This is a genomic window from Methylomonas sp. EFPC1 (assembly GCF_016925515.1).
GTDB lineage: Bacteria > Pseudomonadota > Gammaproteobacteria > Methylococcales > Methylomonadaceae > Methylomonas > Methylomonas defluvii.
Genome location: NZ_CP070494.1, coordinates 4,215,166 through 4,240,068, shown reverse-complemented (window position 1 = coordinate 4,240,068; position 24,903 = coordinate 4,215,166). Strand labels below are relative to the sequence as shown.

Genomic DNA, 24,903 nt, shown 5'->3' with positions numbered 1-24,903 from the left:
CTGTCCGACTCATGAAAAAAACGATTATCGCCTGCGCCGTGCAACAGCCTTGCAATCGCGGTCGGGAAACCAATCTGGCTTATTCGATCAGCCAAATCGAAACAGCCGCTCGGCAGAATGCCGATCTGGTGGTGCTGCCGGAGCTGCATCTGGATCATTATTTTTGCCAAAGCGAAGACACCGCCTGTTTTGATCTGGCGCAGCCGATTCCCGGCCCAACTTGCGACACGCTGGCTGAAGTGGCCAAGGCCAATAAGGTGGTGATCGTTTCGACCATTTTCGAGAAACGTGCGCCGGGTTTGTACCACAACACAGCGGTGGTATTTGACAAGGATGGCAGCATCGCCGGCACCTTCCGGAAAATGCATATTCCCGACGATCCGGGATTTTACGAGAAGTTTTATTTCACGCCGGGCGATCTGGGCTTTACGCCGATCAAAACCTCGATAGGCAAGTTGGGCGTGCTGATCTGTTGGGATCAATGGTATCCAGAAGCGGCGCGGCTCATGGCGTTGGCTGGCGCCGATTTGTTGATTTATCCCACCGCTATAGGTTGGAATCCCGAGGACGATGCGGCCGAAAAGCAGCGTCAATGCGATGCTTGGATTACCGTGCAGCGGGCGCATGCGGTGGCGAACGGCATTCCGGTGATTTCCTGCAATCGTATCGGTTTTGAAGCGGCGCCGGATCAAGCGCCCGGTATTCAGTTTTGGGGACATAGCTTTATCGCCGGCCCGCAAGGCGAGATTTTAACCAGTGCCGACGATAATCAGGATGTGTTGTTATTTGCCGAGCTGGATGCGCAACGCAGCGAGGATGTCAGACGCATCTGGCCGTTTCTGCGTGATCGCCGGATAGATGAGTATGCGGATTTGAAGAGGCGGTTTATCGACTAAACGCTGATGATGTCAGCGCTTTGAGAAAGCCGGGCAACAGCTAAAACTGTTGCCCGGCTTTTTTTATCAGTCTTCGCTGGCGCTACGGCTGACAGGTTCTTGAGGTGTTTCGTTGTGGCGATTGTTGCTGCGCTCGGCGAACTCTCTATCGTAAGAGCGCGGCTGGCTGCTGGCTTCGCTGCTTTCGGAATAGCTAGGGGCTGGGGTTGGACGTTCGCCGCCTTGATTGCCTGTTGAGCTATTTTCGCCAGCTTCGCCACCGGCGCTTTGCTCGGGACGTCTCTCGCCACCGTTGCGCGGGCCGCGTCTACGGCTGCGGCTGCGGCGGCTGCGTTCTTGGCCACCGTTGCCGTTTTCTCTTTTTGCGGTTGTCGTCGCGTCGTCGGTATTTTCCTGGTCAATAACCACAGCTTGCTTCGGCTCGACTGGGGCGCTGCCCGTAGTTTCGGTGTTTGCCGGGTTGTTGGGCGGACGACGATTGTTGTTGCGGCGGTTGTTACGGCCTGATGCTGAGCGCTCGCCTCTCTCTCCTCTGTCGCCGCGATCACCACGGTCCCGGCGATTGTTTCTGCCGGATCTGGGTTTGTCTTCGCTGCTTTTTTCAGAGGCTTCGCCGTTTTCGGCGGCTTTGCTATTTCCGATCAAACGCTGCCAGAAACGTTGAATCAGACCAGTAGAGGTCTTTTTGTTTTGTACGGGGGCCGGGGAATCCGGTAAAAACTCCTTGATCGCGGCTTTTTCGGCTTTGGGGCCGGCCTGCTTGGCAAATTCCGGTACCGTGATGTCTTCTTCCTTGATATGCAAATGGCTGGCTTTTTCTTCGCTGCTTTCGCCTGCGGATTTGATGCGTTCGATATCGTAAGACGGGGTTTCCAGGTGTTTGCTCGGCAGCACGATGATGCCGACTTGCAATCTGGTTTCGATTTCCTGAATTGCTGCGCGCTTTTCGTTGAGCAGGAAGGTGGCGCAATCGATAGGCAGATGCGCGATGACACGCTCGGTGCCTTTTTTCATCGCTTCTTCTTCGATCAAACGCAATACGGCCAGCGTGACGGATTCGACGTTACGGATGGTGCCTTGGCCTTTGCAGCGCGGGCAGGTTAGTTGTGTCGAGTCGCCCAGCGAGGGACGCAGACGTTGCCTGGACATTTCCATCAAACCAAAGCGCGAGATGCGGCCGGTCTGGATGCGGGCGCGGTCGATTTTCAAGGCATCGCGCAGACGGTTTTCCACTTCGCGCTGGTTTTTGTTCGACATCATGTCGATGAAGTCGATGACGAACAAGCCGCCCAAGTCGCGCAAGCGCAATTGGCGGGCGATTTCGTCGGCAGCTTCCAGGTTGGTATTTAGCGCGGTTTCTTCGATGTCGCTACCTTTGGTGGCGCGCGCCGAGTTGATGTCCACAGAAGTTAAGGCTTCGGTGTGATCAATGACTATCGAGCCGCCGGAAGGCAGCGACACTTCGCGGCGATAGGCCATTTCAATCTGGGTTTCGATCTGATAGCGGCTGAACAGCGGCACGCTATCCTGATACAGTTTGGCCTTGTGCAGATTATGCGGCATCACCTGCTTCAAGAAGTTATGCACCAGTTTGAAAGCGCCTTCCTGGTCGATCAGGATTTCGTCGATGTCGCCGCGCAAGTGATCGCGCAGGGCCCGGATGATGACGTTGCTTTCCTGGAAAATCAGGAAGGGCGCGGTTTGCTCGGTGCTGGAGCGGTCGATGGCTTCCCACAGTTGCAGTAGGTAGTTCAAATCCCACTGTAGCTCTTCGACGTTTTTGTCGGAGCCGGCAGTGCGAATGATCAAGCCCATGCTGTCCGGAATTTCCAGCGCGGCCATGGTTTCGCGCAGTTCGCTGCGGTTGTCGCCTTCGATGCGGCGGGAAATGCCGCCCGCTTTGGGGTTATTCGGCATCAGTACCAAATAGGTGCCGGCCAAACTGATGTAAGTCGTTAGCGCCGCGCCTTTGTTGCCGCGTTCTTCTTTTTCAATCTGAACGACGATTTCTTGGCCTTCGCGAATATTGGATTTAGAGGATTTACCCTCTTCGCTGTCGCCGGTCCGGTATTCGGGGGCGATTTCCTTGAACGGCAGAAAACCGTGTTTCTCGGCGCCGTAATTAACGAAGGCGGCTTCTAGGCTGGGTTCTACCCGAGTGATGATACCTTTATAAATGTTGGATTTTTTTTGTTCTTTTGACGGAACTTCGATGTCGAAATCATAGAGTTTCTGACCATCTACCAATGCCACTCGCAGCTCTTCGGGCTGCGTGGCGTTGATAAGCATTCTTTTCATTAAATTATCCTTATTGTAATTTGTATCCTACTTAGAGCTTAAACAGGTTTGGTTGTCGCGGATAAAGGCGGCGTGTTTCCCAATATGTACTTAAGTGAGCGGCCAGACTGACGGAAAACTGCAATTAGTTGTAGTAATTGTCGCAGCGGGTTATCGGCATTGCCGAGGGTGGCGCTTGAAAAGTGGGAGGTCTGTTATACCGAACTCTATTCTAAGGATGCAGCTCGCTCATCATGGGTTGAGCGATAAAACCCGAAAAAATTCTTTTAGGTCAGCGCGAAGACACAACGCTGAAACCCCGGTCTTTAAATTTTTATAGCTAAAGTCTATCCAAAGATAAACTAGCCTAATATAGCAATGTTTATTGACAGCAGCAATTTTAAACATGGCTGGCGGATATGTTGTTATTATTTGCCGCATGAATACCGCAGAAAATCAGACCAATCCGCAAGTCCAATGGCTGGAGATTACCGAGGCAAACAGCGAACAAAGGCTCGATAATTTTCTGATCACTTATCTCAAAGGCGTTCCCAAAACCCGCATCTATCGCATGGTCAGAAAGGGCGAAGTTCGGGTCAATAAAGGCCGTATCGACGTCAGTTACAAGTTGCAGTTGGGCGATATTGTGCGAATTCCGCCGGTTAGAGTCGCGGAAAAAAAAGACGAAATCATCGTCCAACCCACCTTGAAGTTCAGCCTGGAAAACCACATTCTTTACGAAGACGAGGGCTTTATCGTGTTGAACAAGCCGGCCGGCTTTGCCGTGCATGGCGGCAGCGGCGTCAGTTCCGGCGTGATCGAGGGGCTAAGACAGGTTCGGCCGCAACAGAAGTTTTTGGAATTGGTGCATAGGCTGGATAAGGAAACCTCCGGTTGCTTGTTGATTGCCAAGAAGCGTTCAGTATTGAAGCTGTTACATGAACTTTTTCGCGGCGATGGTATTCAGAAGACGTATCTGGCCTTGCTGGTTGGGCAGTTCCAACGCAAGAAGCAGTTAGTCGAGGTGCCCTTATTGAAAAACGTCGCCCAGGGCGGCGAGCGGATGGTAGTGGTCAGCCAGGCAGGCAAATCCGCCGAAACCTTTTTCACGCGGCTGAAGCAGTTTCAGGATGTCACCTTGGTACATGCCGCGCCTAAAACAGGCCGTACCCATCAGATTAGGGTACATGCTGCTTGGCTGGGGCATCCGATTGTGGCCGATGATCGTTATGGCGATGACGATAAGAATAAAGCCTTTAAAAAGCGTGGATACAAGCGTCTGTTTTTACACGCCGAACAATTGCAGTTTGCGCATCCGGTCAGTGGCGACTTGCTGCACTTTACCGCACCATTACCCGAGGATTTACAAGAATTGCTGAATCATGAAAAACCGCTTTGATTTAATCATTTTTGATTGGGACGGTACTTTAATGGATTCGGTGGACTGGATCGTGCATTGCATCCAACAAGCGGCGAGGAGTTGTGAATGTGCCGTGCCGGAAGCGCAGGCGGTCCGAGACATCGTCGGCTTGAGCATCGAAAATGCGATGAAGCAACTGTTTCCGACTGAAGAGCCCGAGATCCGGCAAAAGATCGCTACCGATTACGCGGAAACCTTTTTTAGCAAGCAAATCGGTCCTGACGACTTGTTTCCCGGTGTGCGTGAAATGTTGAAGCAGTTTCGTGACCAAGGGTATCGTCTGGCTGTGGCGACCGGCAAGAAAAGCGCGGGTTTGCATGCAGCAATGAATGCGACCGGTGCGGCGGATTTGTTTTGTACTGCGCGCTGTGCGGACCAAACGGCTTCCAAGCCCAATCCGCTGATGCTGGATGAAATCATGGCTGAACTGGGTGTGGATAAACAGCGCACCTTGATGGTCGGCGATTCGGTGCATGATTTGCAAATGGCTTTAAATGCCCAAGTCGCGTCAATCGGTGTTACTTGCGGGGCGCATTCCGCGGCAACCTTGCAAAAATACAATCCCTTGTTGTGTGTGAACTATCCCACCGATTTAATCGGAATCATATAGGAGACAAATGGTGGAGAATAAACAAGATGTTCCCGAAGATATTGCTGAAAACAGCCCCGGTTGGGAAAAGTCGGTGCTGGAGAAGTTGGCGTTTGCCGCAATCGACGAACAGAAAGCGGCGCGCCGTTGGGGAATATTTTTCAAGTTGCTGACGTTTGCTTATTTGGCCGTTGTGCTGGGTATAGCGATTTACCCGAAATTCAAGGAGGATATCGAGTCCGACACCTCCGAGCATGTGGCTATCGTTGATGTGCTCGGGCAGATTGTCGAAGGTGAGGCCGCCAGTGCTGATGTGGTGATCGAGGGCTTACGTGATGCGGCCAAGGATAAAAATGTCAAGGGTATCATCCTCAATATCAACTCACCCGGCGGCAGTCCGGTGCAATCCGCTTACATTTACGATGAAATCAGGCGCTTGAAAGCCAAGCATCCGCAATTGCCGATTTATTCGGTAGTGGGCGATATGTGCGCATCCGGCGGTTATTATGTCGCCTCGGCTACCGACAAAATATTCGTGAATCAGGCCAGCATCATCGGCTCTATTGGCGTCATCATGAACGGCTTTGGCTTTACTAATGTATTGGACAAGCTGGGCGTGGAGCGGCGTTTGTTAACCGCCGGCGCACACAAAGCCATGCTCGATCCGTTCTCGCCGGTCAATCAGCAAGAAAGCAAGCATATGCAGTCATTGCTCGACCAAGTACACCAACAATTTATAGGTGCGGTGCGGGAAGGACGCGGCAAGCGTTTGAAGGAAACCGAAGCGCCCGAGATGTTCTCCGGGCTGATTTGGACCGGCACGGAAGGCGTCAGGCTGGGATTGGCGGATGATTTCGGTAGCGTCGATAGCGTGGCCCGCGACCAGTTCGGCACCGAAGAGAAAGTAAACTTTACTCCTCAAGAGCGTCTGATCGACCGCTTGGCCGGCAAGTTCGGCGCTTCGTTCGGTCATGCTATCGCCAGCCGTTTGCCTGTGCCGGCGATGCAGTAGTCCGGCGCGTGTTATCCATTTATTTACTTAATTTTTGGCAAGACAGTTGCTTAACGATGAACTTTTATGGATAATGCGCCACTCTTCAGCGTCTTGCTGATGTTTTATGGTTACTGTGTCGGTCCTCTCGCAACGATACGCTGTAAACCCCGCCAGGTCCGGAAGGAAGCAACGGTAGCAGCGGACTCGTGTGCCGGGATGTGGCTGGCGCAGTAGCCGCCCAACTCTTGCCTTTCCGCGTTGCTAATGGCTTATCAGGTTCTTGCCAGAAAATGGCGTCCCAGCAACTTCAAGCAGCTTGTCGGTCAGGAGCATGTCAGTCAATCGTTAATGCACGCCTTGCAGCATGATAGATTGCATCATGCCTATCTGTTCACCGGCACCCGCGGCGTCGGCAAAACCACGGTGGCGCGGATTCTCGCCAAAGCCATCAACTGTGAAGATCTAAAAGATTTCAACCCTTGCGGCGAATGCCGGGTTTGCCGAGATTTCGAGCAAGGCCGGTTCATGGACTTGATCGAAGTCGATGCCGCCTCCCGCACCAAAGTCGAAGATACCCGCGATCTGCTCGACAATGCCCAATACGCCCCCAATCAAGGCCGCTACAAAGTCTATTTAATCGACGAAGTGCATATGCTGTCCGGGCATAGCTTTAACGCCTTGTTAAAGACCCTGGAAGAGCCGCCGCCGCACGTCAAATTTCTGCTGGCTACCACCGATCCGCATAAAATTCCGGTCACGGTATTGTCGCGCTGTTTGCAATTTAATCTAAAACGGTTGCTGCCGGAGCAAATCGACGCGCAAATGCAGTTCATCTTGGGCCAGGAGCAAATCGCCTTCGAACCAGCCGCGCTAAAAATGCTTGGCAGAGCCGCTGACGGCAGCTTGCGCGATGGCTTGAGCTTGCTCGATCAAGCCATCGTGTACGGTAGCGGCAGCGTCACGGCGGAAGCGGTGATCGGCATGCTCGGCACCGTGGCTCAGCAGCCTATCGACGACATGTTGCAGGCTTTGGCGGCAGGCGATGCGCGGGCCTTGCTGGCAAAAATCGCCGATGTCGCCGAGTTGACGCCGGATTTCGCCGATATTCTGCAGCAGATGCTGCGGGTATTGCATCGGGTCGCGTTGTTACAGCAAATGCCGGATTTCGTCGATCAGGAATTTGATAAGCAATTATTGGACACTCTAGCCAAGACTTTATTGCCCGAAGACGTGCAACTGTATTATCAGATTGGCTTGCTTGGCCAACGCGATTTGCCGCTGGCGCCCGATCCGCGTAGCGGTTTTGAAATGGCCATGCTGCGGATGCTGACTTTCCGGCCCCAAACTGCGGAAGCCCAAACGCTTGAGCCGGCCAAACCGCCGGTCGTTAAGTCGGTTGTCAGTACACCGGCGTCAGCTGCGGTTGTGGAGAGCAGTGCCAAATCCATCGAAGAGCCGCGTCCGTCATCAGTCTCGCAAACCGCCAAGCCCGGCAACTGGACCGAAATTATCGCCGCATTGAATATCAGCGGGCGTACCCGCGAACTGGCGAATAACTGCGTGTTGGACGGGATCGACGACAGCAGTTGCCGCTTGCTGCTCGATCCGAGCTTCCAGCAAGTCGGGACTAAAGCCGAGGACAACCTAAGGGTAGCATTGCAAAATTATTACGGTAAACCGTTAAAACTGGTGATAAGCAAGCAAGTAGAGCAGCAAATGACACCGGCGCTGGAAATGCAAAAAGCGCGCGAAGATCGGCAGCAAGCGGCGGTCGATAGTATTAATAACGATGAAAATGTGCAGGCTTTGAAAGATACTTTTGGCGCCAGAATTATGCCTGGCAGTATCGAGCCACTGAATTAATATTGGAGAGACGATGATGAAAAATGCGCTAGCGGGCATCATGCAACAAGCCCAAAAAATGCAGGACAACTTAAAAAAAGCTCAGGAAGAATTGGGTGCGATGGAAGTGCAAGGCGAGTCCGGTGGCGGCTTGGTGACGATAGTGATGACCGGCAAACGCGAGGTGCGTAAGGTCAGCATCGATCCGTCTTTGGTCGGCGACGACAAAGACATGCTGGAAGACTTGGTGGCGGCGGCGATCAACGATGCTGTGCATAAAGTCGGCAAAATGAAAAAAGAAAAAATGGCCGATGTCACTGCCGGCATCCCAATCCCACCCGGTTTCCAGATGCCGTTCTAAGCATGCAAAACCAGGGCCTGCTGAAAGAGTTGATTCAAAGCCTCTGCTGCCTGCCGGGCGTCGGGCCAAAATCAGCGCAACGCATGGCTTTTCATCTATTGCAGCGCAATCGCGACGGCGGCATGCAGCTCAGCAAAATACTGGCTAGGGCCGTCAACGAAATCGGCCATTGCCGCGAATGCCGGACTTTGACCGAAGCCGAGTTGTGCGAGGTCTGTGCCAACCCGTTACGCGATACGGAAACCTTGTGTGTCGTCGAAAGCCCCGCTGACGTTTGGGTGATCGATCAAGCCACCACCTTCAAGGGCAAATACTTTGTATTGCACGGCCGCTTGTCGCCCTTGGACGGTATCGGTCCCGATCAGCTTGGTTTCGAGTTGCTCGAGCAACACATGGCGAGTGGGCAAATCAAGGAAATCATTCTGGCGACCAATTCCACCGTGGAAGGTCAGGCCACCGCGCATTTCATCGGCGAAGTCGCCGGCAAATTCAATATCCGCGCCACCCGCATTGCTCACGGCGTGCCGATGGGCGGCGAGCTGGAATTTATCGACAGCGGCACTCTGGCGCACGCCTTCAACGGTCGCCGCGAATTTTAGGAGGACACATGAGCGATTGCCTGTTTTGCAAAATGGTCACTGGTGACATCAAGCCAGATGTGGTTTACGAGGATGAGCAACTGCTGGCGTTCAGGGATATACATCCGCAAGCGCCCTTGCACGTGCTAATCATCCCTAAGCGCCACGTCGCTAATTTAAATGATCTGGACGATGCCTTGCTGGGCGGATTGATGTTACAGACTGCCGCTAAAATTGCCGGCCAGTTGGGTTATGCGGAAAGCGGTTACCGGACGGTGTTCAACTGCAACGACGACGGTGGGCAGACCGTACATCACTTACATCTGCATCTGCTGGCCGGCAGGCAGATGCATTGGCCGCCGGGTTAACGCGGACATAAAAAGCACAAAAAAGCCGCGTAATTCGCGGCTTTTTTGTGTTTGTGCGGCTTGCCGGGGCATCAATGCTGTTCCAGCCAGTCCTTGATCTCCAGCGGGGTCATGGTCGTGCCACCCAATTCCCGCATAAAAAAGTCGAAGTAGCGCCGGCACTTTTCCAGAAACCGTTCAAGGTCCGCATCGCTGTTCACGTAAGGCGTACCGCCGGGCATCACCGACGGCGAGTGAAAGCTGAATACAAAGATTCGCACACCGTCAGCCAGCAAGGATTTGGTTAAGCGGCGCATTTCCGGTTCGCTGTAATCTTCGGGCGAGAGCCTGATGCGTTCCAGTAGCCGTAGCCTGGCGACTGCTCCCGAAATCTTGGCTTTGCGCAGCCAGGGATGCATCAGCTGCCGGTAAAGAGGCGTGCCACCCGCCCGCAATGTTCCCACGTAACCGCCCGAGCCGGGCAAGCTAAGCAGGCGGCGCTGGTTGCCAAACCAAAACGGGTCGCTGGTATAGCTGGAGTAGTCCGGGCCACCGTCGGCGCTGTAATCGATAGACGCGGCCACGCTGATGTCTACCTCGTAGCCCAGTTCTTCGAGAATCTCGCCGGTGTTGGGGCCGAAGCCGTAACGGCCTGCCAGATAAGTTAACGGCGAGGTGCCGAACGAGCTTTTGATTTGTTCGGTGAGTATCCTGAGTTTTTCATATTCCAACGCGCGCGGTAAATTGCCGGGATAGGAGTTGCGGGCATTCAGTTCTTCATCGTGCGGTGGCGACACCCAGGGATGCAAATGCGCTCCGATCAGTGCTCGTCCCGAATCGGCGTAGGCTTTCAGCGGACCGAAAGCTTCTTCTTGCGAAGCAATCGGATAGTCGACCACATAGTTTGGAACAATACCAAAACTGTCGAAAACGCTCTGCGCCCGGTCGATGTGACGCATATGCTTGACGCCTGTGGCGTGTCTGTCGTGCGGCTTGTTCCAGTCGAACTCCTCTTCGGTATGGATGACTACCGTGAGGATGGGGCGGGTTTCGCTGTCTACGCGAATCAGTTTTCGCTCACTCACTGGTTTAGCCCCACGATCTCGGAATAAAAGTTGCTGATGTCTGATTCGGCCAGCGTGTCGCTGCGGAATACTTTGTTGCGATAGCCGGCCAGTTCGTGCGAAATCAGCGGTAACCTAGGTAGCAGACGTGATTCCACTCGCGTATAAAAACAGCCATTTTGTAACAGGTGCCAGCCGATGGTTTGTCGGTAATTCAGAAACAGCTCGGGATCGCTGAACCCCAACACCAGCGCGCCGGGTACGCCTTTTAATCTGTTCGGTTTCCAGGTCACGAGACAATACGAGCCAGGTTTTCCAACGGCCAAGTGTCTAAGCCAGGGTAGGTGGCGGTGGTCATGGAATACCTTGGCATCGGCCGGCGCAAGCGCTTGTTCGATGACATCGTGATCAATAATTATGCCTATACCGCCGAGTCGGGCAAATGGCCAGGGAAGATTGGGCCAGAGTGCGTGGCGCTCGTTCATCGGCTTGAACTTCAGGAATTGCAGGGTCTTCGATACTACTTCCGTTGGCGTCAGGTCGGTGAAATGAAAGCCGGGCTGCGAGACGACCGCCATCGCCAGCCGCATGCTTTGGGAGCGGAAGGCCTCCAGCACGCACCAACTGGTAATATTACAGAACTGTTCCGCTTGGCCGCGGATGATGCGCTCGGCGTAGATGGCGCCGATGCCGCCGACAATTTTGCCTTCGTCCCGAATCAGAAAACCGTTGTTGGGTTTGGCTACTCCCCAGTTCTGCTGGAAAGCTTGCACCCATTGTTCGGCGCTGCGCTCGGCGCTGAGGTGTTCCGTGAGAAATTGGCAGAAGGCGAGCAGGTCGCCGTCTTGAATCGGTTCCAGCGTCGGCATGGCCATGATTATTCCTTCAGCGCAATAGCGTCAAATAGGCGTACGGGATGATTATTCTGGTTAGGCTTGTTTGTTGGAAAGCAGAAAGTTGGTCATCGCGTTAATCGAGCCGAGATTGTCTATGTTCATGTCCTCCTGTTTGATCCGAAAGTCGTAGCTGGCCTCGAACCAGACCACCAATTCCAGAATGGCGCCGGAGTCGAGTAGGCCGGTGGCGGGCAGGATGTCTTCGTCAGTGACGCCGGATGCGTCCATGTCCAGCGCTTTGGCAAGCTCTATTACCTTAGCGCGAATCGCGGCTTTGATCTCTTCGGGATTTAGGTTCATCTATCAGTGGCCTCTGGTTTAAGTGAGTTGATTATGCCGGGCGGGATAATGCCAGCAGCACCTGTGCGACGTCAAAACCCGTAAGAACGCGATGATCGTAAGTGGCACCCAGTACGGCCTTATCGGAATTTTTCGGGGCTGCGTGGGCGATAATCAGCGATGTCTGCGGCGGTAAAATGGGGGTGTGGCGGCTGACATTCCAGCGCGCCATACTCGAAAAGGATAAGGTGGCGCCGGAGGCTTCCTGCGGCGGCAGCTTATGAGCCATCGCGTGGCGCTGTACCTCGCCGAGGGCGCTGATGAATTGTGCCGCATCCATGTCTTGAGTGTCGCGGACCACGGTTAGATAAAGCATCGCGCCGGCCTGCACGGTAAAGCCGATATTCACGGGCGTATATTGGAAACGCTGACCGTTGACTATCGTGGAGTTGATCAGCGGACGTTCGCGGCCCAATTCGGCCAGACGAAAGGCCATCAGCGGCAGCAAGGGAGAGAGCATCAGCTTATGTTCCGCCGCATAGGTGGCGGCCCGTTCCTCCCAGGGCTTGGGGTCGTATTCGACCTCCAGATAGGCCGAGGCCGCAAAATCCCGATGCCAAGCCACTGTATGCAGCATGCCCGCCGCTTCCGGCGACAGTTCTTGCAAGTCGCCGGCAACTGTTGGAACGTCTTCCCGGCGTATCGCCGATTGGCTAGATACGGCGGCTTTGCCGGGCTTACCGCCCTTGCTTAACCAGGTTTCGATGTCGGCCACCGAAAGGCGTTCACCGCTGGCGGGGACGCGGGCCGGGTCGATGTCCAGTTCCTTTAGCATGGCTCTGGCTTTTGCCGTGGGTTGGCGGACAGCGCTTGCTGTTGACGAAGTGTCCTTGGTTTCTTCCGGGATGGCTTCGTCGCGCGTCGCGCCCAGCCAGAACATCACTGCACCGACGCGAATTTTTTGTCCCGGTTCGCAGTCGACCCTCAGCACGTAGCCGTCCTGTTCCGCGACCACGTCTATCATGGATTTGTCGGTTTCGACGGTGGCGACTACGTCACCGCTATTGACGAACTCGCCTTGCTTGACGTCGATGCTGACGACGTCCACGAACTCGTCGTTGATGTTCACGCAGGGGACGGTTTGGAAACTGGGCATGGCTGTCCTTTAAAAAAGGTCGAGAATTTGGTCGATGATCGATTGTTCGTCGGGAATAATGCTGCGCTCCAGACTGCGGGCGGAGGCGATGGGCACGGGCGGCGTGCCGATGCGCAGAAACTGGCCCTTGAATCCGGATTCGAGCAAAGCGGCGGCGATTTCGGCGCTGACGCCAAAGTCGTGGTGAGATTCTTCGATCACGACCACGCATTCCCGCTTTGCCAGATGCTTGATCAAAGATTCGCGCGGCAGAGGCGAAAGCAGGGATGGTGCAACAATTTCGACAGCTAATTCCTCTTCGCTTTCCAGTCTGCTTGCCACCGCTTCTGTCATTGTCAGCATGCCGCCGTAACTAACCAGGGTCAGGTCAGGTTCGGTTGCACCGCGACGTAATGTGGGGAACAGGTGGGTAGCGACATCGTCCGTTGCCGGCAACGCGATATAATCCGCCGAATCCATTTTTTCGCCGTAAAGCAGCTTGTGTTCAAGAAACAGCACCGGATAGTGCCAGCGCAGTACGGCGTCGATCAGAAGTTCGGCAACATTATGTCTGTGGCTGCCGTAAACCACGGTCAAGCCCGGCACAGAGGTAAACAGGTGCTCCGGGCTTTGGCTGTGCGTGGGGCCGTAGCCGCGCCGGCCGCCGCAAGGTGTGCGGATGACGATAGGCACCGAGGTATCGGCAAACATGCCGGGGAACTTCACGGCATGGTTGAGTAGTTGATCCAGGCATAACGACAGGAAATCGGCGAACATGATTTCCACGATGGGCAAGTAGCCATCAAGCGACAAACCGATAGCCGAGCCGGTGATGCCGGCCTCGCTGATCGGTGTGGAAATGACGCGGCCGGTAAATTCGCTGGACAGACCTTGTGTGACTTTGAAGGCGCCGCCGTAGGGGTCGTGCAGGTCTTCGCCGATTAACAGTGTGCGCCGATCGGAATTAAGCAGGAATTGCAAGGCAGTGTTCAACACCTGCCGTACGTTGCTGCCCGCCCCGATGGGCGGATAACTGGGCACTGGGTGTTCTGGTTGAGCTGTGAAGATATGTGTTGGTGTCTCGGCGAGCGTGGCTTCCGGCGAGGCATTGGCGGTTTGGCGTACCGTTTCCACAAATTCGCGATTGCGGGTCTCGATGATTGCCAGCGTATCGGCTGGCAACTGCCTGGCCAACGCCGACAACGGGTCGCGGGCGCGAATTTCTGCAAGTTCGTTTGGATCGCGGAGGTCGTCGCCTTTGCTGTGAGGGCCCATCCGCCGGGTGTCGATCACTAGGAAGCCGGGGCCGCGACTCGCGCGGACTGCGCTGACTACGTCCGCCACTTTGCTGCAGAACTCCGGGTCATTGTCGGCAAGGCGCCAGGTCGGTAGTCCGAATGCCGCGCCGCGGGCTTCGATATCGCCGCCCAGGTTGTCGCGACTGACGGTAGTTTGAGAAATGCCATTGTTCTCGACCACGACCAGCAACGGTGCGTTCCAGACCGACGCCAGATTCATTGCCTCGTAGACCAGGCCCTGGCCGAGCGTACCGTCGCCAATGATGGCGGCCACGATTCCGGAACTGCCATGCAGCTTGCGCGCCAAGGCCAGACCCGCGCCAATGCCCAGCATGCCGCCCTGCACGCCGTTACTGTGAAAATTGCGGTGAACCAGATGTTGACTGCCGCCCCAACCGCCGCAGGCGCCAGCCTCGCGGCCCATAATTTCGCCAACCAGCCCTACAAAGTCGCCGGAGTAAGACAGGAAATGCCCATGATTGCGATGATTGGAGAGGACGGCGTCATCGGGATGATCCAAGGCGCGAACTACCGATAATGCGGTGAGTTCTTGGCCGATACAGGTGTGGGTGGTACCCGAGACCAGGCCGCGGGAAAATTGATCAAGCACCAGCTCTTCGGTCAGGCGAATCAGGTGACCGTAAGCATAAAGACTTTCCGGCTCAAGACCGATTTGCGGTTTACCGTGCTGGTCGCGCGTGAAGCCCGGCACTTGCCAAGTTTTATCGTCCGGAAGGCGAGCTACTGTGTGTGTATCCATGTATTGGTTCCGGCGGTCTTGGCTAGCGCTTTAGTCAAAAGAATATAATTTACGCGAACCTACTGTAGCACGCAAGATGGGATTGAGCTGGTCCGGAATGCAGAATCATGTGTTGGAAGGGACTAGTTGCGATTGCCCGGCGGCATCTTTTCTCTGAGTTTTAAGAAGCGCTGGTAGCGCTCTGCGGCAATTTGGCCTGCTTCTACCGCTAGCCGCACCGCACAATCCTTGTCATTGACATGCCGGCAGTCGTTGAAGCGACATTTGCCGATGTGCGGCTGAAATTCTCTAAAACCCCAAGCCAGTTGCCCTTCCGACAAGCCGGCCAAGCCAAATATCGCCACGCCGGGGCTGTCAATCAGATCGCCTCCGCCCGGTAAATGGTAAAGCGTCGCGGCCGTGGTGGTATGGCGGCCGTGGCGGGTGATTTCCGATACAGTGTTGGTTCTTAGATTCCGGTCCGGCAATAGCGCGTTAGTCAAAGACGATTTGCCGACCCCGGATTGGCCGGCGAACATGCTGGTCTGTTGTGCCAAAGCCTGTTGTAGACCCGAAACACCAAGCGCGTGTTTGGCGCTGACTCTATGTAAGCTGTAGCCCAAACTTTGATAGTAGGCTAAGCCTTCTTCAACTATGGCGGAGAGTGGCAGATCGACTTTATTGAGTACCAAAGCCGCATCGATATTGCAGTTTTCGCAGATCGCCAAATATTGATCCAGCAACAGAAAATCGCATTCCGGTTCGGCGGCGAAGACGATGAAAATGGTATCCAGATTAGCCGCTACCGGCCGCGTGTCGTTGCCGCGGCTGGGACGCTGCAACACCGAGCGCCTGGGCAGTATCTGCTCGATGCGGCCTTGCTCGGGGGAGGACATGGAGAGCAACACTCGGTCGCCGACGACCACTGTGTCCAGTTTACGTAAAGTCTGGCAGAGCACGAGTTGCTCGGCAGCTTTGTCAGCGTCGTCGCTCACCTCGACGGCGATACCTTTGCCGAGATGGGCGACGACCAAGCCCTGGTGCAGGTCTGCCATCAGGCGGACTGCATCTTTTCTTCGATATGCGCTATGCGGATCGCGGCGGGGGGATGGCTGTAATGGAACGCCGAGTAAAGTGGGTCGGGCGTCAGCGTGCTGGCGTTTTCTTCGTAAAGTTTCACCAAACCGCTGATCATTTTGCTGCCTTGGGCATTGCGGGTCGCAAAGTCGTCGGCTTCGAATTCGAATTTACGCTGAAAGTAGGCGCTGATCGGTTGCATGAAGGTGGTGAACACAGGCGACACCAGCATAAACAGCAACAGTGCGGCGGCATTGGAATGGGTGCTGACGCCCAAACCGTCGAAAAACCAGTCCTGACTGATCAACCAGCCCAACACCGCAAAGCTGATCAAGGTCATCACTGACGAAGCCACCAGCATCTTAATGGTGTGTTTGCATTTGAAATGGCCCAATTCGTGAGCCAGCACTGCTTCCAGCTCTTCCTCGTCCAGTGAATTGACCAGGGTATCGAAAAACACGATGCGCTTATTATTGCCTAGACCGGTGAAATACGCATTGCCATGGCCGGAGCGGCGCGAGCCGTCCATGATGAAAATGCCTTGACTGTTGAAGCCGCAACGTTCCAGCAAGCCCTGAATGCGTTGTTTCAACGACCCTTCCTGCATAGGCTCGAATTTGTTGAACAGCGGGGCGATCACGGTCGGAAACAGCCAGCTCATCAACAGCGAAAAACTCATGATGATGGCCCAGGCATACAGCCACCATAGGCCACCGATGCTGTCCATCACCCACAAAATCAGCGCCAGAATCGGCAAACCTATCGCCAGCGTCAAGCCCATGGACATTAGTTGGTCTTTCACGAACTGCGGCAGTTTGCTTTTGTTGAAGCCGTATTTTTCCTCAATGACAAAGGTTTGGTAAAGGCTAAACGGGATTTCAATTACAGTCATCAGCAGAAAAATGCTGGCCATTGACAACAAGCTGGCCATCAGTGGCGACAAATCGAAGGTTGACCAGAAATCGAACACCAGGCTGATGCCGCCACCCAAGGTCAGCGCCAGCAGAAATACCATGCCGACCACGCTGTCGATGTCGCCCAGTTTGCTTTTCTCTATGGTGTAATCGGCAGCCTTTTGGTGCGCGCTGAGTGACACTCGGTCTTGAAAGGCGGTCGGCACCTGCTCGCGATGCTGTAAAACGTAGGATTTCTGGCGCATTGCCAGCCAAAATTGGATGCCGTAGGAAAGGACTAAAGCCGCTAAAAAAATGCCGGTAAACGTGTTCATCAAGCCTATGTAGGTGGGGTTAACAATTAGCGGTACAGATTAGCTAATGCTACAATTTGCCGCAACATTATTAATACCATGGAATGAAAATGGCTCAAGATGCCGACAATCTTATCTGGATCGATCTGGAAATGACAGGCTTAGATCCTGATAACGATCTGATCATCGAAATCGCCACGGTAGTGACCGACAAAAATCTGCAAATCCTGGCCGAAGGGCCGGTGATGGCGGTGCATCAGTCTGACGCGGCGCTGGCGGCAATGGACGACTGGAACCAGAAGCACCATGGGCAGTCCGGATTGATTCAGCGGGTGAAGGAATCAAAAATCGACGCGGCCGAAGCGGAAGCGCTAACCATCGCGTTTTTGCAAGAATGGGTGCCGGCCAGAACGTCACCGATCTGTGGAAACAGCATTTGTCAGGACAGGCGCTTTCTCTATCGCTACATGCCCAAATTGGAAGCCTATTTCCATTACCGCAACCTGGACGTCTCCACCGTTAAGGAACTAGCCGCGCGCTGGGCGCCGCAGTTAAAGGATGGCTTTAACAAACAAGCCTCGCACAAAGCGCTGGACGACATCATCGAGTCCATCGAAGAATTACGGTACTACCGGGAAACGTTCTTTAAATTCTGATGTTGCAATTGTTCGCGGTCGCTCTTGGCGGCGCCATAGGCTCCATGTTGCGCTATCTGGCCTCCAGCGGCGTATATCTGTGGCTGGGCCGGGGCTTTCCTTACGGTACCTTGACGGTCAATTTGCTCGGCTCATTTTTGATCGGGCTGATGACCGAAGCGTTGATTCTGCAACGTCTGACGATTGCCTTGGAATACCGCACCGCGATTCTGGTCGGCGTGATGGGTGGATTTACCACTTTTTCCAGCTTTTCTCTGGAAACCTTTTATTTGCTGGAACAGGGACAACTCAGCAAGGCCGGTCTGAATATTGTAGCCAGCGTGTTCGGTTGCCTGTTAGCGGTATGGGCCGGTTTGGCGCTAGGCAAAGGCTTGTTTTTCTATTCGCAGGGCACAATTCGTGTGTTCGACTGGCCGTTTCCCTATGCATTGACGCTGGTTAATGGCATCGGCGCGTTTTTGATCGGCATCGTCGCCACGGTGTTGATGCACAAACTGTCCATTTCAATAGAATACCGGGCCATTTTAGTGACCGTTCTGATTGGTTTATTCATCACGCTGTCCGGCTTATATTTGATTCTCTACCTGCTGGAAAGTGGTCATTCCTTCGAATCGCACATGGGTGCGATGCTGACCGTTTTTCTAAGCAACATCGTGTTTTGCGCCGCCGCACTGTGGACCGGCTTGTGGCTGGGCAAGCAGGTATAGCCGTCGTTTTATCTCTTTTTTCAATTCAGGATCTTTAACATCATGCTAGACCCCCGTTTATTTAGAAGCGACCTGGAACTGGTTATGCAACAGCTGCAAAGACGCGGCTTTCAATTCGATGCCGCCGCTTATCAAGCTCTGGAGGACCGGCGCAAAGAGGTTCAGGTCAAAACCCAGGAGTTGCAAAACGAACGTAATACCCGCTCCAAAGCCATCGGCCAAGCCAAAGCCAAGGGCGAAGATGTGCAACCCTTGCTGGATCAGGTGGCGGATTTGGGCGATCAACTGAAAGCAGCGGAATCCGAGTTAAACGACATTCAAAACCAATTGAGCGTGCTATTGGAAGGCATCCCCAATATTCTCGATGAAGCAGTACCTGCCGGTAAAAGCGATGCGGATAACCAGGAAGTGAGCCGCTGGGGCGAGCCGCGCCAATTTACATTTACGCCAAAAGACCACGTCGACTTGGGTGAGCCGCTGGGCATGAATTTCGAACTGGGCGCGAAAATCGCCAGCGCCCGTTTCGTGGTACTGGCCGGCAAGCTTGCGACCTTGCAGCGCGCTATCATTCAGTTGATGTTGAATACGCATATCAACGAGCACGGCTATCAGGAAACCTATGTGCCGTTCCTGGCCAACGCCGATAGTTTGCGCGGCACCGGCCAATTGCCCAAGTTCGAAGCCGATCTGTTTACGGTCCAAAACGATCCGACGTTTTACCTGATCCCGACCGCCGAAGTGCCGGTTACCAATATCGTCCGCGATGTGATCGTCGAAGCCAAACAAATGCCGCTGAAATTTGTTTGCCATTCGCCGTGTTTTCGCAGCGAAGCCGGTGCCTACGGTAGCGACGTGCGCGGCATGATACGCCAGCATCAATTCGAAAAAGTCGAGCTGGTGCAAATCGTCACGCCTGAAACCTCCGCGCAGGCTCATGAAGAACTCACTGCGCACGCCGAAGCTATTTTGCAAAAGTTGAATTTGCCGTATCGCAAAGTGTTGCTGTGCGCGGGCGACACTGGCTTTTCATCGTCCAAAACTTACGATTTGGAAGTCTGGTTGCCGGGCCAGCAGAAATACCGCGAGATTTCGTCTTGCAGCAACTTCAAGGATTTCCAGGCGCGGCGTCTGCAAGCGCGCTGGCGCAATCCGGAAACCGGCAAGCCGGAGTTGGTGCATACCTTGAACGGTTCCGGTTTGGCAGCCGGCCGCACCTTAATAGCGGTGATGGAAAATTATCAAAACGAAGACGGCTCCATCACCGTGCCGGAGGCTTTACGGCCTTATTTGGGCGGTATCGAAAAGATTCAATAACTTACAATCAGTCAGGTCTTTGGCGGCAGTGAAATAGTTTGGATACGAAACTATCATCGGGTATTATCGCCGCCGAGGCCGTTAAATCAGTCAAAAATCAATAGTTTGCCGATTTAACAGACGCCTCGTAAATTAAAAACTATAACGAGGGGGTATTATGAGTGAAGCAAATGAAGTGCAAGGACCATCTTTGTATGAACGCATCGGCGGCGAAGCGGCGGTGAATGCCGCAGTAGATGTGTTTTACGGCAAAGTGATGGGGGATTTTCGGATCAACCGCTTTTTTGAAAGAACCGACATGGCTAAACAAGCCGAGCATTTAAAAACCTTTATGACGGTGGCTTTCGGCGGTCCCAACAACTACACCGGACGTTCCTTGCGCGACGGTCACGCTCGCTTGGTAAAAATGGGTTTGAACGACTCCCATTTCGACGCCGTCATGGAGCATCTAGGCGCGACTATGCAAGAGCTGAATGTGCCTGCCGAACTCATCGCGGAAGCCGCGGCACTGGTAGAAAGCGTTAGAGGCGAAGTGCTGGGTAAATAGAATGGGTTCCGCTACCTGGGTGCCTGCACAAATCGGGTAGCGGCTTCTCTTGCTAGATGTTCAGTTTGAATTGCGTGGTTAGTTTTTGTAAGTTTTCCGCTAGCTGATTCAGCTGGCGGGCTTCGGCGGTAGTCTGATTAGCCCCGCTACTGGTGTGTTCCGATAAATTGGTAATGTGGACGATATTCCGATTGATTTCCTCGGTCACAGCCGTCTGCTCTTCGGCCGCGCTGGCAATTTGCAGGTTCATCGCGTCGATGGTTTCCACCGATTGGCTGATCGCTTCCAGGGATTGCATGGCCTCCCGAGATTTCTCCACACCTACATTAGCTTGCGTGCGGCTTCGCTGCATCACGGCGACCGCCTTGCGCGATCCGGCCTGTAATTCGCCTATCATATTTTCGATTACGGCAGTTGACTCTTGGGTACGGCTTGCTAGGCTGCGAACTTCATCCGCCACTACCGCAAAACCGCGGCCGTGTTCGCCGGCGCGGGCGGCTTCAATGGCGGCATTCAATGCCAATAAGTTGGTTTGTTCGGCGATACTTTTAATCACGTCCACCAATGAACCTATGGATTCACTGCTTTTTTCCAGACTTTGAATCACGTTGGCGGCACCTTCGATGTCTTTAGCCAATTGGCTGATCGATAGTGTGGCGCTGGCCACTATGCTCTGACCGTTTTTTGTTTGCTCGTTAGCGGTGCTGGCCGCTTGGGCCGCCGTATTGGTAGTGGAGGCAACGTCTTGGATGGTCGCGCTCATCTGGTTCACCGCTGTCGCGACCGAGGTGATTTCTTCGCGTTGCCGGTCGAGATGAGTCGCGCTTTGGTTGGCAACTGTGTAGACTTTTTGCGCCGACGTATGCAATTCGGCACTGGTATGAATGATTTCTTTCAGCAAAGCCGAACTGGTCTCTATCATGGCGTTAAAGTTTTCGGCAATCTCCCGCATTTCATCGTTGGCATCAATATGTATTCTCGCGCTCAGGTCGTTTTGGGCAACGCGCTTAGTTGCGAGGTTAATTGCGGTTATGTTGCGATTGACCGACTTGGTTAAGCCCAGCAATAGCACAATGACCACCAACAACACCCCGATTAACCCGGCCAGCGTAAATTGTAAAAACTGTTCGGCTGCCGTGCTGCGGGTGCGAAAAAGCAGGTCGAGTTCGGCTATCAGTCCGGTGTAGAGCTGGTAAGACTGGGTGATGGCTTGGGTGGAGGTTTCGAATACTGTATCGCTACCAACAGAAATGGTTTCGCTTTCGACCAATTGCTGGCGTAATAAACCGAGCATGGTTTGCAAGGCTGTTCGGTAGTTTTCATTGGTGCCGCGCAAGTTTCGCGACACCTCGGGGTTTTCCGCAAACGCCACGGCCAAGCCTTCATCCACCTTGCGGGCATAGGTTTCTATATTAGCGATTAAGATCAACAGCTTGGTCAAGGATTGCGGTGTGTGACTACCTTTGGCGGCGATGCCGGACGCCAGCGCCCGCGTTTGCCCCATCACTTCGATTAATTCGGGCAAATCGGCCGTCAGTACGAAGCCCATATGAAAGCTATCCAGCTTGGGGTCGAGAATGATGCCGGATGTATTCGAAATATGGTTTAGTAGCTTCAAACCATCGGCAATCAACATGTTATGAGCGGTTATCACTGCACTTAACTCTTGATCCTGGGAGTGTGTTTTGATGTCGTTCCACTGTTGGCGGAGCTTGGAAAGCATCTTGTCGGTTTGCAAGGCCTCATGCAGTTCGCGGTCGGTTTTTTCCAGTTCCGCAAAATAGCCATCGATTTCTTCGCGTTTACTCGTGATGCGTTCCTTAAATTGGGTTGCGCCGTTGCGAAATGCGCTGGTCATGCCCCGATGCTGCTGAATGTGTTCGATTGGTTTTCTGAGGGCGGCGATGTAACTTAGGCCATGGCGTTCTTGCGCCAAGGAGTCGATTTCCTGTTGAAATTGTCTGATCAAGGTGCCGGCCATGAACAGCATCGGGATCAGCACGATGCTGAATAGCAGCGCAAATTTTGCGGGATAGCGCAGCCTATCCATCAAGGCGATTGCGGGCGAAATGACAAAATCCATAGTTAAGATCCTGGCGATGTTGTGGAGGCGCGTGTCTGGGCAACTATAGTTGCTTTATGTTTTTTGGAAAGTATCTAGTAAATTTAATCGGCGGCGTGTTTGTTAAGCAGTTTTATGTTCTATAGGCGGGCAATCAGCAGGATCGCCGCCGAAACGATTAAACAGCTTCCCGCCAGCCAAGCCCCTGGACGGGACGGCTTCTTCGAAACTCGCAACATGATGAGGGTTGTCAGGGAAATCAGTAAGGCCGGATACGCTATCATAATCGCCAACGCCGGCAGCGCGGTGTTTGGGCCGGCTTCTTCAAGCGTGTAATAGCTGAAGCAGCCTAAACCGGGCAGCGCTAGTATCAGCCCCAAAATCAATAATTTATGATAGAAAGCGTTCACGCTAAACAGCCTTTAGTGGTTGTGTTGCCAAAAGTATATAACTTGTCGAAAACCCTTGATCATGGCTGGCCTGAAGTAGCACTTCTATAGGGCGGGAAAATTTGCCTAAAGCCTGATTTATTGGATTATGATGCACTGAAACTCGCAAGATGGCGGTTATTTTTTGACCGTCTAACCCGCTTTGAGGAGTAGTTATGCAATACGATTCCGGTGTTTGCCGAACCTTGGTAGCTTTCAGTTTGGGGTTTTGGCTATTGCCATGCGCTGCAGCGGAACTCACTCGAGAAGGCGTTATCGCGATTATAGCCGAGGCCGGCAGTCAGCAGCCGAACTTGATCAAGAAAGACCTGTCGGGTTTGGATTTATCCGGAATCGATTTCAATAAAGCCGACCTGTTTTCCAGCAATCTTGACGGGGCAAAGCTAACGGCAGCTAAAATGGTAGGTGTCAATCTCAATCTTGCGCAGATGCGTAATGCGAATTTGCAGAATGCCGATTTATCCTATGCCAGCCTATATGGCGTATTGATGGATTATGCCGACTTATCCGGCGCGGACCTGAGCCGCAGCCGCGTCACCGGATCGCTGAACAATGTTAATTTCGCCGGCGCCAAATTAAAACAGGCCAATTTAGGTCCCAATTCGGCGAGTCCGCGGCAACTGCGCGATAAGTTGGAAATGAACAATGCGATACTGAACAATGCGGATTTGAGCGACGCGAATTTTAATTACGCGCTGATGAGCAACGCATCGCTCCGCCATGCCAATTTGAGCGGCGGCCAGTTTATCTGGGCGGACTTGTCCGGCGCCAATTTAGACGGCGCGACCATTTCCGGCGCGGATTTTAGAAGTGCCAAGTTTGATGATGCAAATTTGACTAATGTGACAGGGGCCGATACAGCCCTGGGCTTTAAAAAATGAGCGTATGGCCGCCCAGGCTGAGTTCAAGCAACAGCGCATTAAGACATTGCTGCAATCATTGCGCCGGATGTCGATAATCGCAAAGCCGACAACGCGGGCAGCGGATAGAAGCCGGCGCAATCACTATCGGCAAAATGCGCGTCATCGGCAAAAACTAGGTTCAATTGCGATGTCAGCCGGTTGGGGACACGATACCAAGGCATTAAACCGCTCGGTTGAGCATCGACTGGGCCAGTTGCGTTGAAATCCAGCTTGCCTTGTTCATTGCAATAGGCCATTTGCGTATAGGCATTGGCAATAAAATTCAGCCGTTTCCAGCCGCGCAGTTTGGCATGCCAGCGCGACTGGTCTTGCTTGCGGTTTTCCAGAAACGCCGCGTAATTGCTTCCCGATAAAACCGATTCCACTTCATACGCAAAAGTCAGCGCCTGGCTAAAGCTCCATTCGCCGGGAATCCCGGAATGCACCAGCGTAAAATTAAGCTTGGCATCGTGATGAATCAGGCTACGCAATCGTAGCCATTTCAATAATTCGTCCCGGTCCGGCGCGTTAAGAATTTCATGCAAGGTATCTTCCGGGGTCATTGGCGTATAGCCCAGCGCAACGCTCAAGAGATGGAGTTCTTGTTTGCCCAATACCACGACTGCCGCCTTGCCCAGGCTTTTAACGTAACGCAGTACCTGCAAAGATTCCGGTCCGTGATTGACAAGATTGCCGGCAAACCACAGTCGATCTTCCAACGGATCGAAGCCGATAGTCGCCAGCAGTTGCATCAGTCTCTGGTAGTCGCCGTTTACGCTGCCGATGGCATAGATAGTCATAGGTATTTAAATTCCAAAGCCAGGGCTGAACAAATCTCCGGCCATGACCAGAAGGTCAGCGCAAAGCCGGCATATTGCCTGAACCCTATCAATTTTGATGCCATTAATCTTGGCGCCGGATTTCAGCGGAAGATGATCCTGCCAACTCACTGATTATGCGTTGGAAATAGATGAAAAATCAGCAATATGCCGATGGGTTTAACTTGGTCAACCTGGTTCGTTCCCCACTAAATCCGCAGTTTTGCCGCTGAAATGTAAAGTAATCGACACGCTTTGCCGCGCTGATTAACTAAGCCCATTATTCCTGCTGGCGATACTCAGACTGTCGCTTTATTCGACAAGCCGGCAAGGAATTCACTATATGTAAAATCTATTGAAGCCATAAAAACAATCAATTTTATTTGTTGCAGGGGTTTGTTCACAATGGTCTCCAAGCTGGATCGGTTGAATTTCCAATCAGAATTCCA

24 protein-coding genes and 1 other RNA gene are annotated in these 24,903 nt (G+C 53.5%); 14 read left to right on the top strand and 11 right to left on the bottom strand.

Features of this window, described 5'->3' with window-relative positions; translation table 11 throughout:
* Positions 1-11 precede the first annotated feature (11 nt).
* Positions 12-896, top strand: coding sequence for a carbon-nitrogen hydrolase (locus JWZ98_RS19505; protein WP_205451427.1), 885 nt, complete (start codon positions 12-14; stop codon positions 894-896).
* Positions 897-962: 66 nt separating this feature from the next.
* On the opposite strand, the gene JWZ98_RS19500 is transcribed toward JWZ98_RS19505, so the two are convergent.
* Positions 963-3,194, bottom strand: coding sequence for an Rne/Rng family ribonuclease (locus JWZ98_RS19500; RefSeq protein ID WP_205451426.1), 2,232 nt, complete (start codon positions 3,192-3,194; stop codon positions 963-965).
* Positions 3,195-3,612: 418 nt separating this feature from the next.
* On the opposite strand from JWZ98_RS19500, the gene rluC reads away from it, so the two are divergent.
* From rluC to JWZ98_RS19460, 8 genes are all read left to right on the top strand, one after another.
* Complete coding sequence (rluC, locus tag JWZ98_RS19495; protein WP_205451425.1) at positions 3,613-4,572, top strand: 23S rRNA pseudouridine(955/2504/2580) synthase RluC; 960 nt, start codon at positions 3,613-3,615, stop codon at positions 4,570-4,572.
* A complete protein-coding gene (locus JWZ98_RS19490) occupies positions 4,556-5,203 on the top strand; it encodes an HAD-IIIA family hydrolase (protein ID WP_205451424.1) in 648 nt (215 codons plus the stop codon). The genes rluC and JWZ98_RS19490 overlap by 17 nt, the downstream gene beginning before the upstream one ends.
* 7 nt (positions 5,204-5,210) lie before the next feature.
* A complete protein-coding gene (sppA, locus tag JWZ98_RS19485; RefSeq protein ID WP_205451423.1) occupies positions 5,211-6,194 on the top strand; it encodes a signal peptide peptidase SppA in 984 nt (327 codons plus the stop codon).
* A gap of 116 nt (positions 6,195-6,310) precedes the next feature.
* An RNA gene (gene ffs / locus JWZ98_RS19480) (signal recognition particle sRNA small type) lies at positions 6,311-6,407 on the top strand.
* Positions 6,408-6,440: 33 nt separating this feature from the next.
* Positions 6,441-8,039, top strand: coding sequence for a DNA polymerase III subunit gamma/tau (gene dnaX / locus JWZ98_RS19475; protein WP_205451422.1), 1,599 nt, complete (start codon positions 6,441-6,443; stop codon positions 8,037-8,039).
* A gap of 16 nt (positions 8,040-8,055) precedes the next feature.
* Positions 8,056-8,379: a YbaB/EbfC family nucleoid-associated protein gene (locus JWZ98_RS19470; RefSeq protein WP_026147014.1), complete on the top strand. Its 324-nt coding sequence runs from the start codon at positions 8,056-8,058 to the stop codon at positions 8,377-8,379.
* A gap of 2 nt (positions 8,380-8,381) precedes the next feature.
* Positions 8,382-8,978: a recombination mediator RecR gene (recR, locus tag JWZ98_RS19465; RefSeq protein ID WP_205451421.1), complete on the top strand. Its 597-nt coding sequence runs from the start codon at positions 8,382-8,384 to the stop codon at positions 8,976-8,978.
* 8 nt (positions 8,979-8,986) lie between these two features.
* Positions 8,987-9,325: a histidine triad nucleotide-binding protein gene (locus JWZ98_RS19460; protein WP_205451420.1), complete on the top strand. Its 339-nt coding sequence runs from the start codon at positions 8,987-8,989 to the stop codon at positions 9,323-9,325.
* A 71-nt stretch (positions 9,326-9,396) separates the two neighbouring features.
* Here the strand turns inward: JWZ98_RS19460 and JWZ98_RS19455 are convergent, their stop codons facing one another.
* The 7 genes from JWZ98_RS19455 to JWZ98_RS19425 all read right to left on the bottom strand — a co-directional run bounded on the left by JWZ98_RS19455 (position 9,397) and on the right by JWZ98_RS19425 (position 17,020).
* Positions 9,397-10,389 (bottom strand): polysaccharide deacetylase family protein, encoded by a 993-nt coding sequence (locus tag JWZ98_RS19455; RefSeq protein ID WP_205451419.1) that lies wholly within the window; start codon positions 10,387-10,389, stop codon positions 9,397-9,399.
* Positions 10,386-11,243: a hypothetical protein gene (locus tag JWZ98_RS19450; protein WP_205451418.1), complete on the bottom strand. Its 858-nt coding sequence runs from the start codon at positions 11,241-11,243 to the stop codon at positions 10,386-10,388. The genes JWZ98_RS19455 and JWZ98_RS19450 overlap by 4 nt, the downstream gene beginning before the upstream one ends.
* Positions 11,244-11,297: 54 nt before the next feature.
* The gene (locus tag JWZ98_RS19445; RefSeq protein ID WP_205451417.1) at positions 11,298-11,564 is read right to left on the bottom strand and encodes an acyl carrier protein; all 267 of its coding nucleotides are present in this window, start codon (positions 11,562-11,564) and stop codon (positions 11,298-11,300) included.
* A 31-nt stretch (positions 11,565-11,595) separates the two neighbouring features.
* The gene (locus JWZ98_RS19440) at positions 11,596-12,699 is read right to left on the bottom strand and encodes a 2-oxo acid dehydrogenase subunit E2 (protein ID WP_205451416.1); all 1,104 of its coding nucleotides are present in this window, start codon (positions 12,697-12,699) and stop codon (positions 11,596-11,598) included.
* Between the two features lie 9 nt (positions 12,700-12,708).
* Positions 12,709-14,736 (bottom strand): alpha-ketoacid dehydrogenase subunit alpha/beta, encoded by a 2,028-nt coding sequence (locus tag JWZ98_RS19435; protein WP_205451415.1) that lies wholly within the window; start codon positions 14,734-14,736, stop codon positions 12,709-12,711.
* A 122-nt stretch (positions 14,737-14,858) separates the two neighbouring features.
* Positions 14,859-15,770, bottom strand: coding sequence for a ribosome small subunit-dependent GTPase A (gene rsgA / locus JWZ98_RS19430; RefSeq protein WP_205451414.1), 912 nt, complete (start codon positions 15,768-15,770; stop codon positions 14,859-14,861).
* Positions 15,770-17,020 (bottom strand): M48 family metallopeptidase, encoded by a 1,251-nt coding sequence (locus tag JWZ98_RS19425; RefSeq protein ID WP_205451413.1) that lies wholly within the window; start codon positions 17,018-17,020, stop codon positions 15,770-15,772. The genes rsgA and JWZ98_RS19425 overlap by 1 nt, the downstream gene beginning before the upstream one ends.
* 89 nt (positions 17,021-17,109) lie before the next feature.
* Between JWZ98_RS19425 and orn the strand changes: the two genes are divergently transcribed.
* From orn to JWZ98_RS19405, 4 genes are all read left to right on the top strand, one after another.
* On the top strand, positions 17,110-17,655 hold the full coding sequence (gene orn, locus JWZ98_RS19420; RefSeq protein ID WP_033157874.1) for an oligoribonuclease: 546 nt from the start codon (positions 17,110-17,112) through the stop codon (positions 17,653-17,655).
* On the top strand, positions 17,655-18,362 hold the full coding sequence (gene crcB / locus JWZ98_RS19415; protein ID WP_033157807.1) for a fluoride efflux transporter CrcB: 708 nt from the start codon (positions 17,655-17,657) through the stop codon (positions 18,360-18,362). The genes orn and crcB overlap by 1 nt, the downstream gene beginning before the upstream one ends.
* Before the next feature lie 42 nt (positions 18,363-18,404).
* On the top strand, positions 18,405-19,676 hold the full coding sequence (gene serS / locus JWZ98_RS19410; RefSeq protein ID WP_205451412.1) for a serine--tRNA ligase: 1,272 nt from the start codon (positions 18,405-18,407) through the stop codon (positions 19,674-19,676).
* A 157-nt stretch (positions 19,677-19,833) separates the two neighbouring features.
* Positions 19,834-20,223: a group 1 truncated hemoglobin gene (locus JWZ98_RS19405; RefSeq protein WP_171697483.1), complete on the top strand. Its 390-nt coding sequence runs from the start codon at positions 19,834-19,836 to the stop codon at positions 20,221-20,223.
* Positions 20,224-20,275: 52 nt separating this feature from the next.
* On the opposite strand, the gene JWZ98_RS19400 is transcribed toward JWZ98_RS19405, so the two are convergent.
* Together JWZ98_RS19400 and JWZ98_RS19395 are read right to left on the bottom strand one after the other, a co-directional pair.
* Positions 20,276-22,306, bottom strand: a complete 2,031-nt coding sequence (locus tag JWZ98_RS19400; protein ID WP_205451411.1) for a methyl-accepting chemotaxis protein — start codon at positions 22,304-22,306, stop codon at positions 20,276-20,278.
* Positions 22,307-22,425: 119 nt separating this feature from the next.
* On the bottom strand, positions 22,426-22,695 hold the full coding sequence (locus JWZ98_RS19395) for a hypothetical protein (protein ID WP_033157811.1): 270 nt from the start codon (positions 22,693-22,695) through the stop codon (positions 22,426-22,428).
* A gap of 194 nt (positions 22,696-22,889) precedes the next feature.
* On the opposite strand from JWZ98_RS19395, the gene JWZ98_RS19390 reads away from it, so the two are divergent.
* The gene (locus JWZ98_RS19390; RefSeq protein ID WP_205451410.1) at positions 22,890-23,615 is read left to right on the top strand and encodes a pentapeptide repeat-containing protein; all 726 of its coding nucleotides are present in this window, start codon (positions 22,890-22,892) and stop codon (positions 23,613-23,615) included.
* Positions 23,616-23,653: 38 nt separating this feature from the next.
* Here the strand turns inward: JWZ98_RS19390 and JWZ98_RS19385 are convergent, their stop codons facing one another.
* A complete protein-coding gene (locus JWZ98_RS19385) occupies positions 23,654-24,436 on the bottom strand; it encodes a symmetrical bis(5'-nucleosyl)-tetraphosphatase (RefSeq protein ID WP_205451409.1) in 783 nt (260 codons plus the stop codon).
* Positions 24,437-24,903 lie beyond the last annotated feature (467 nt).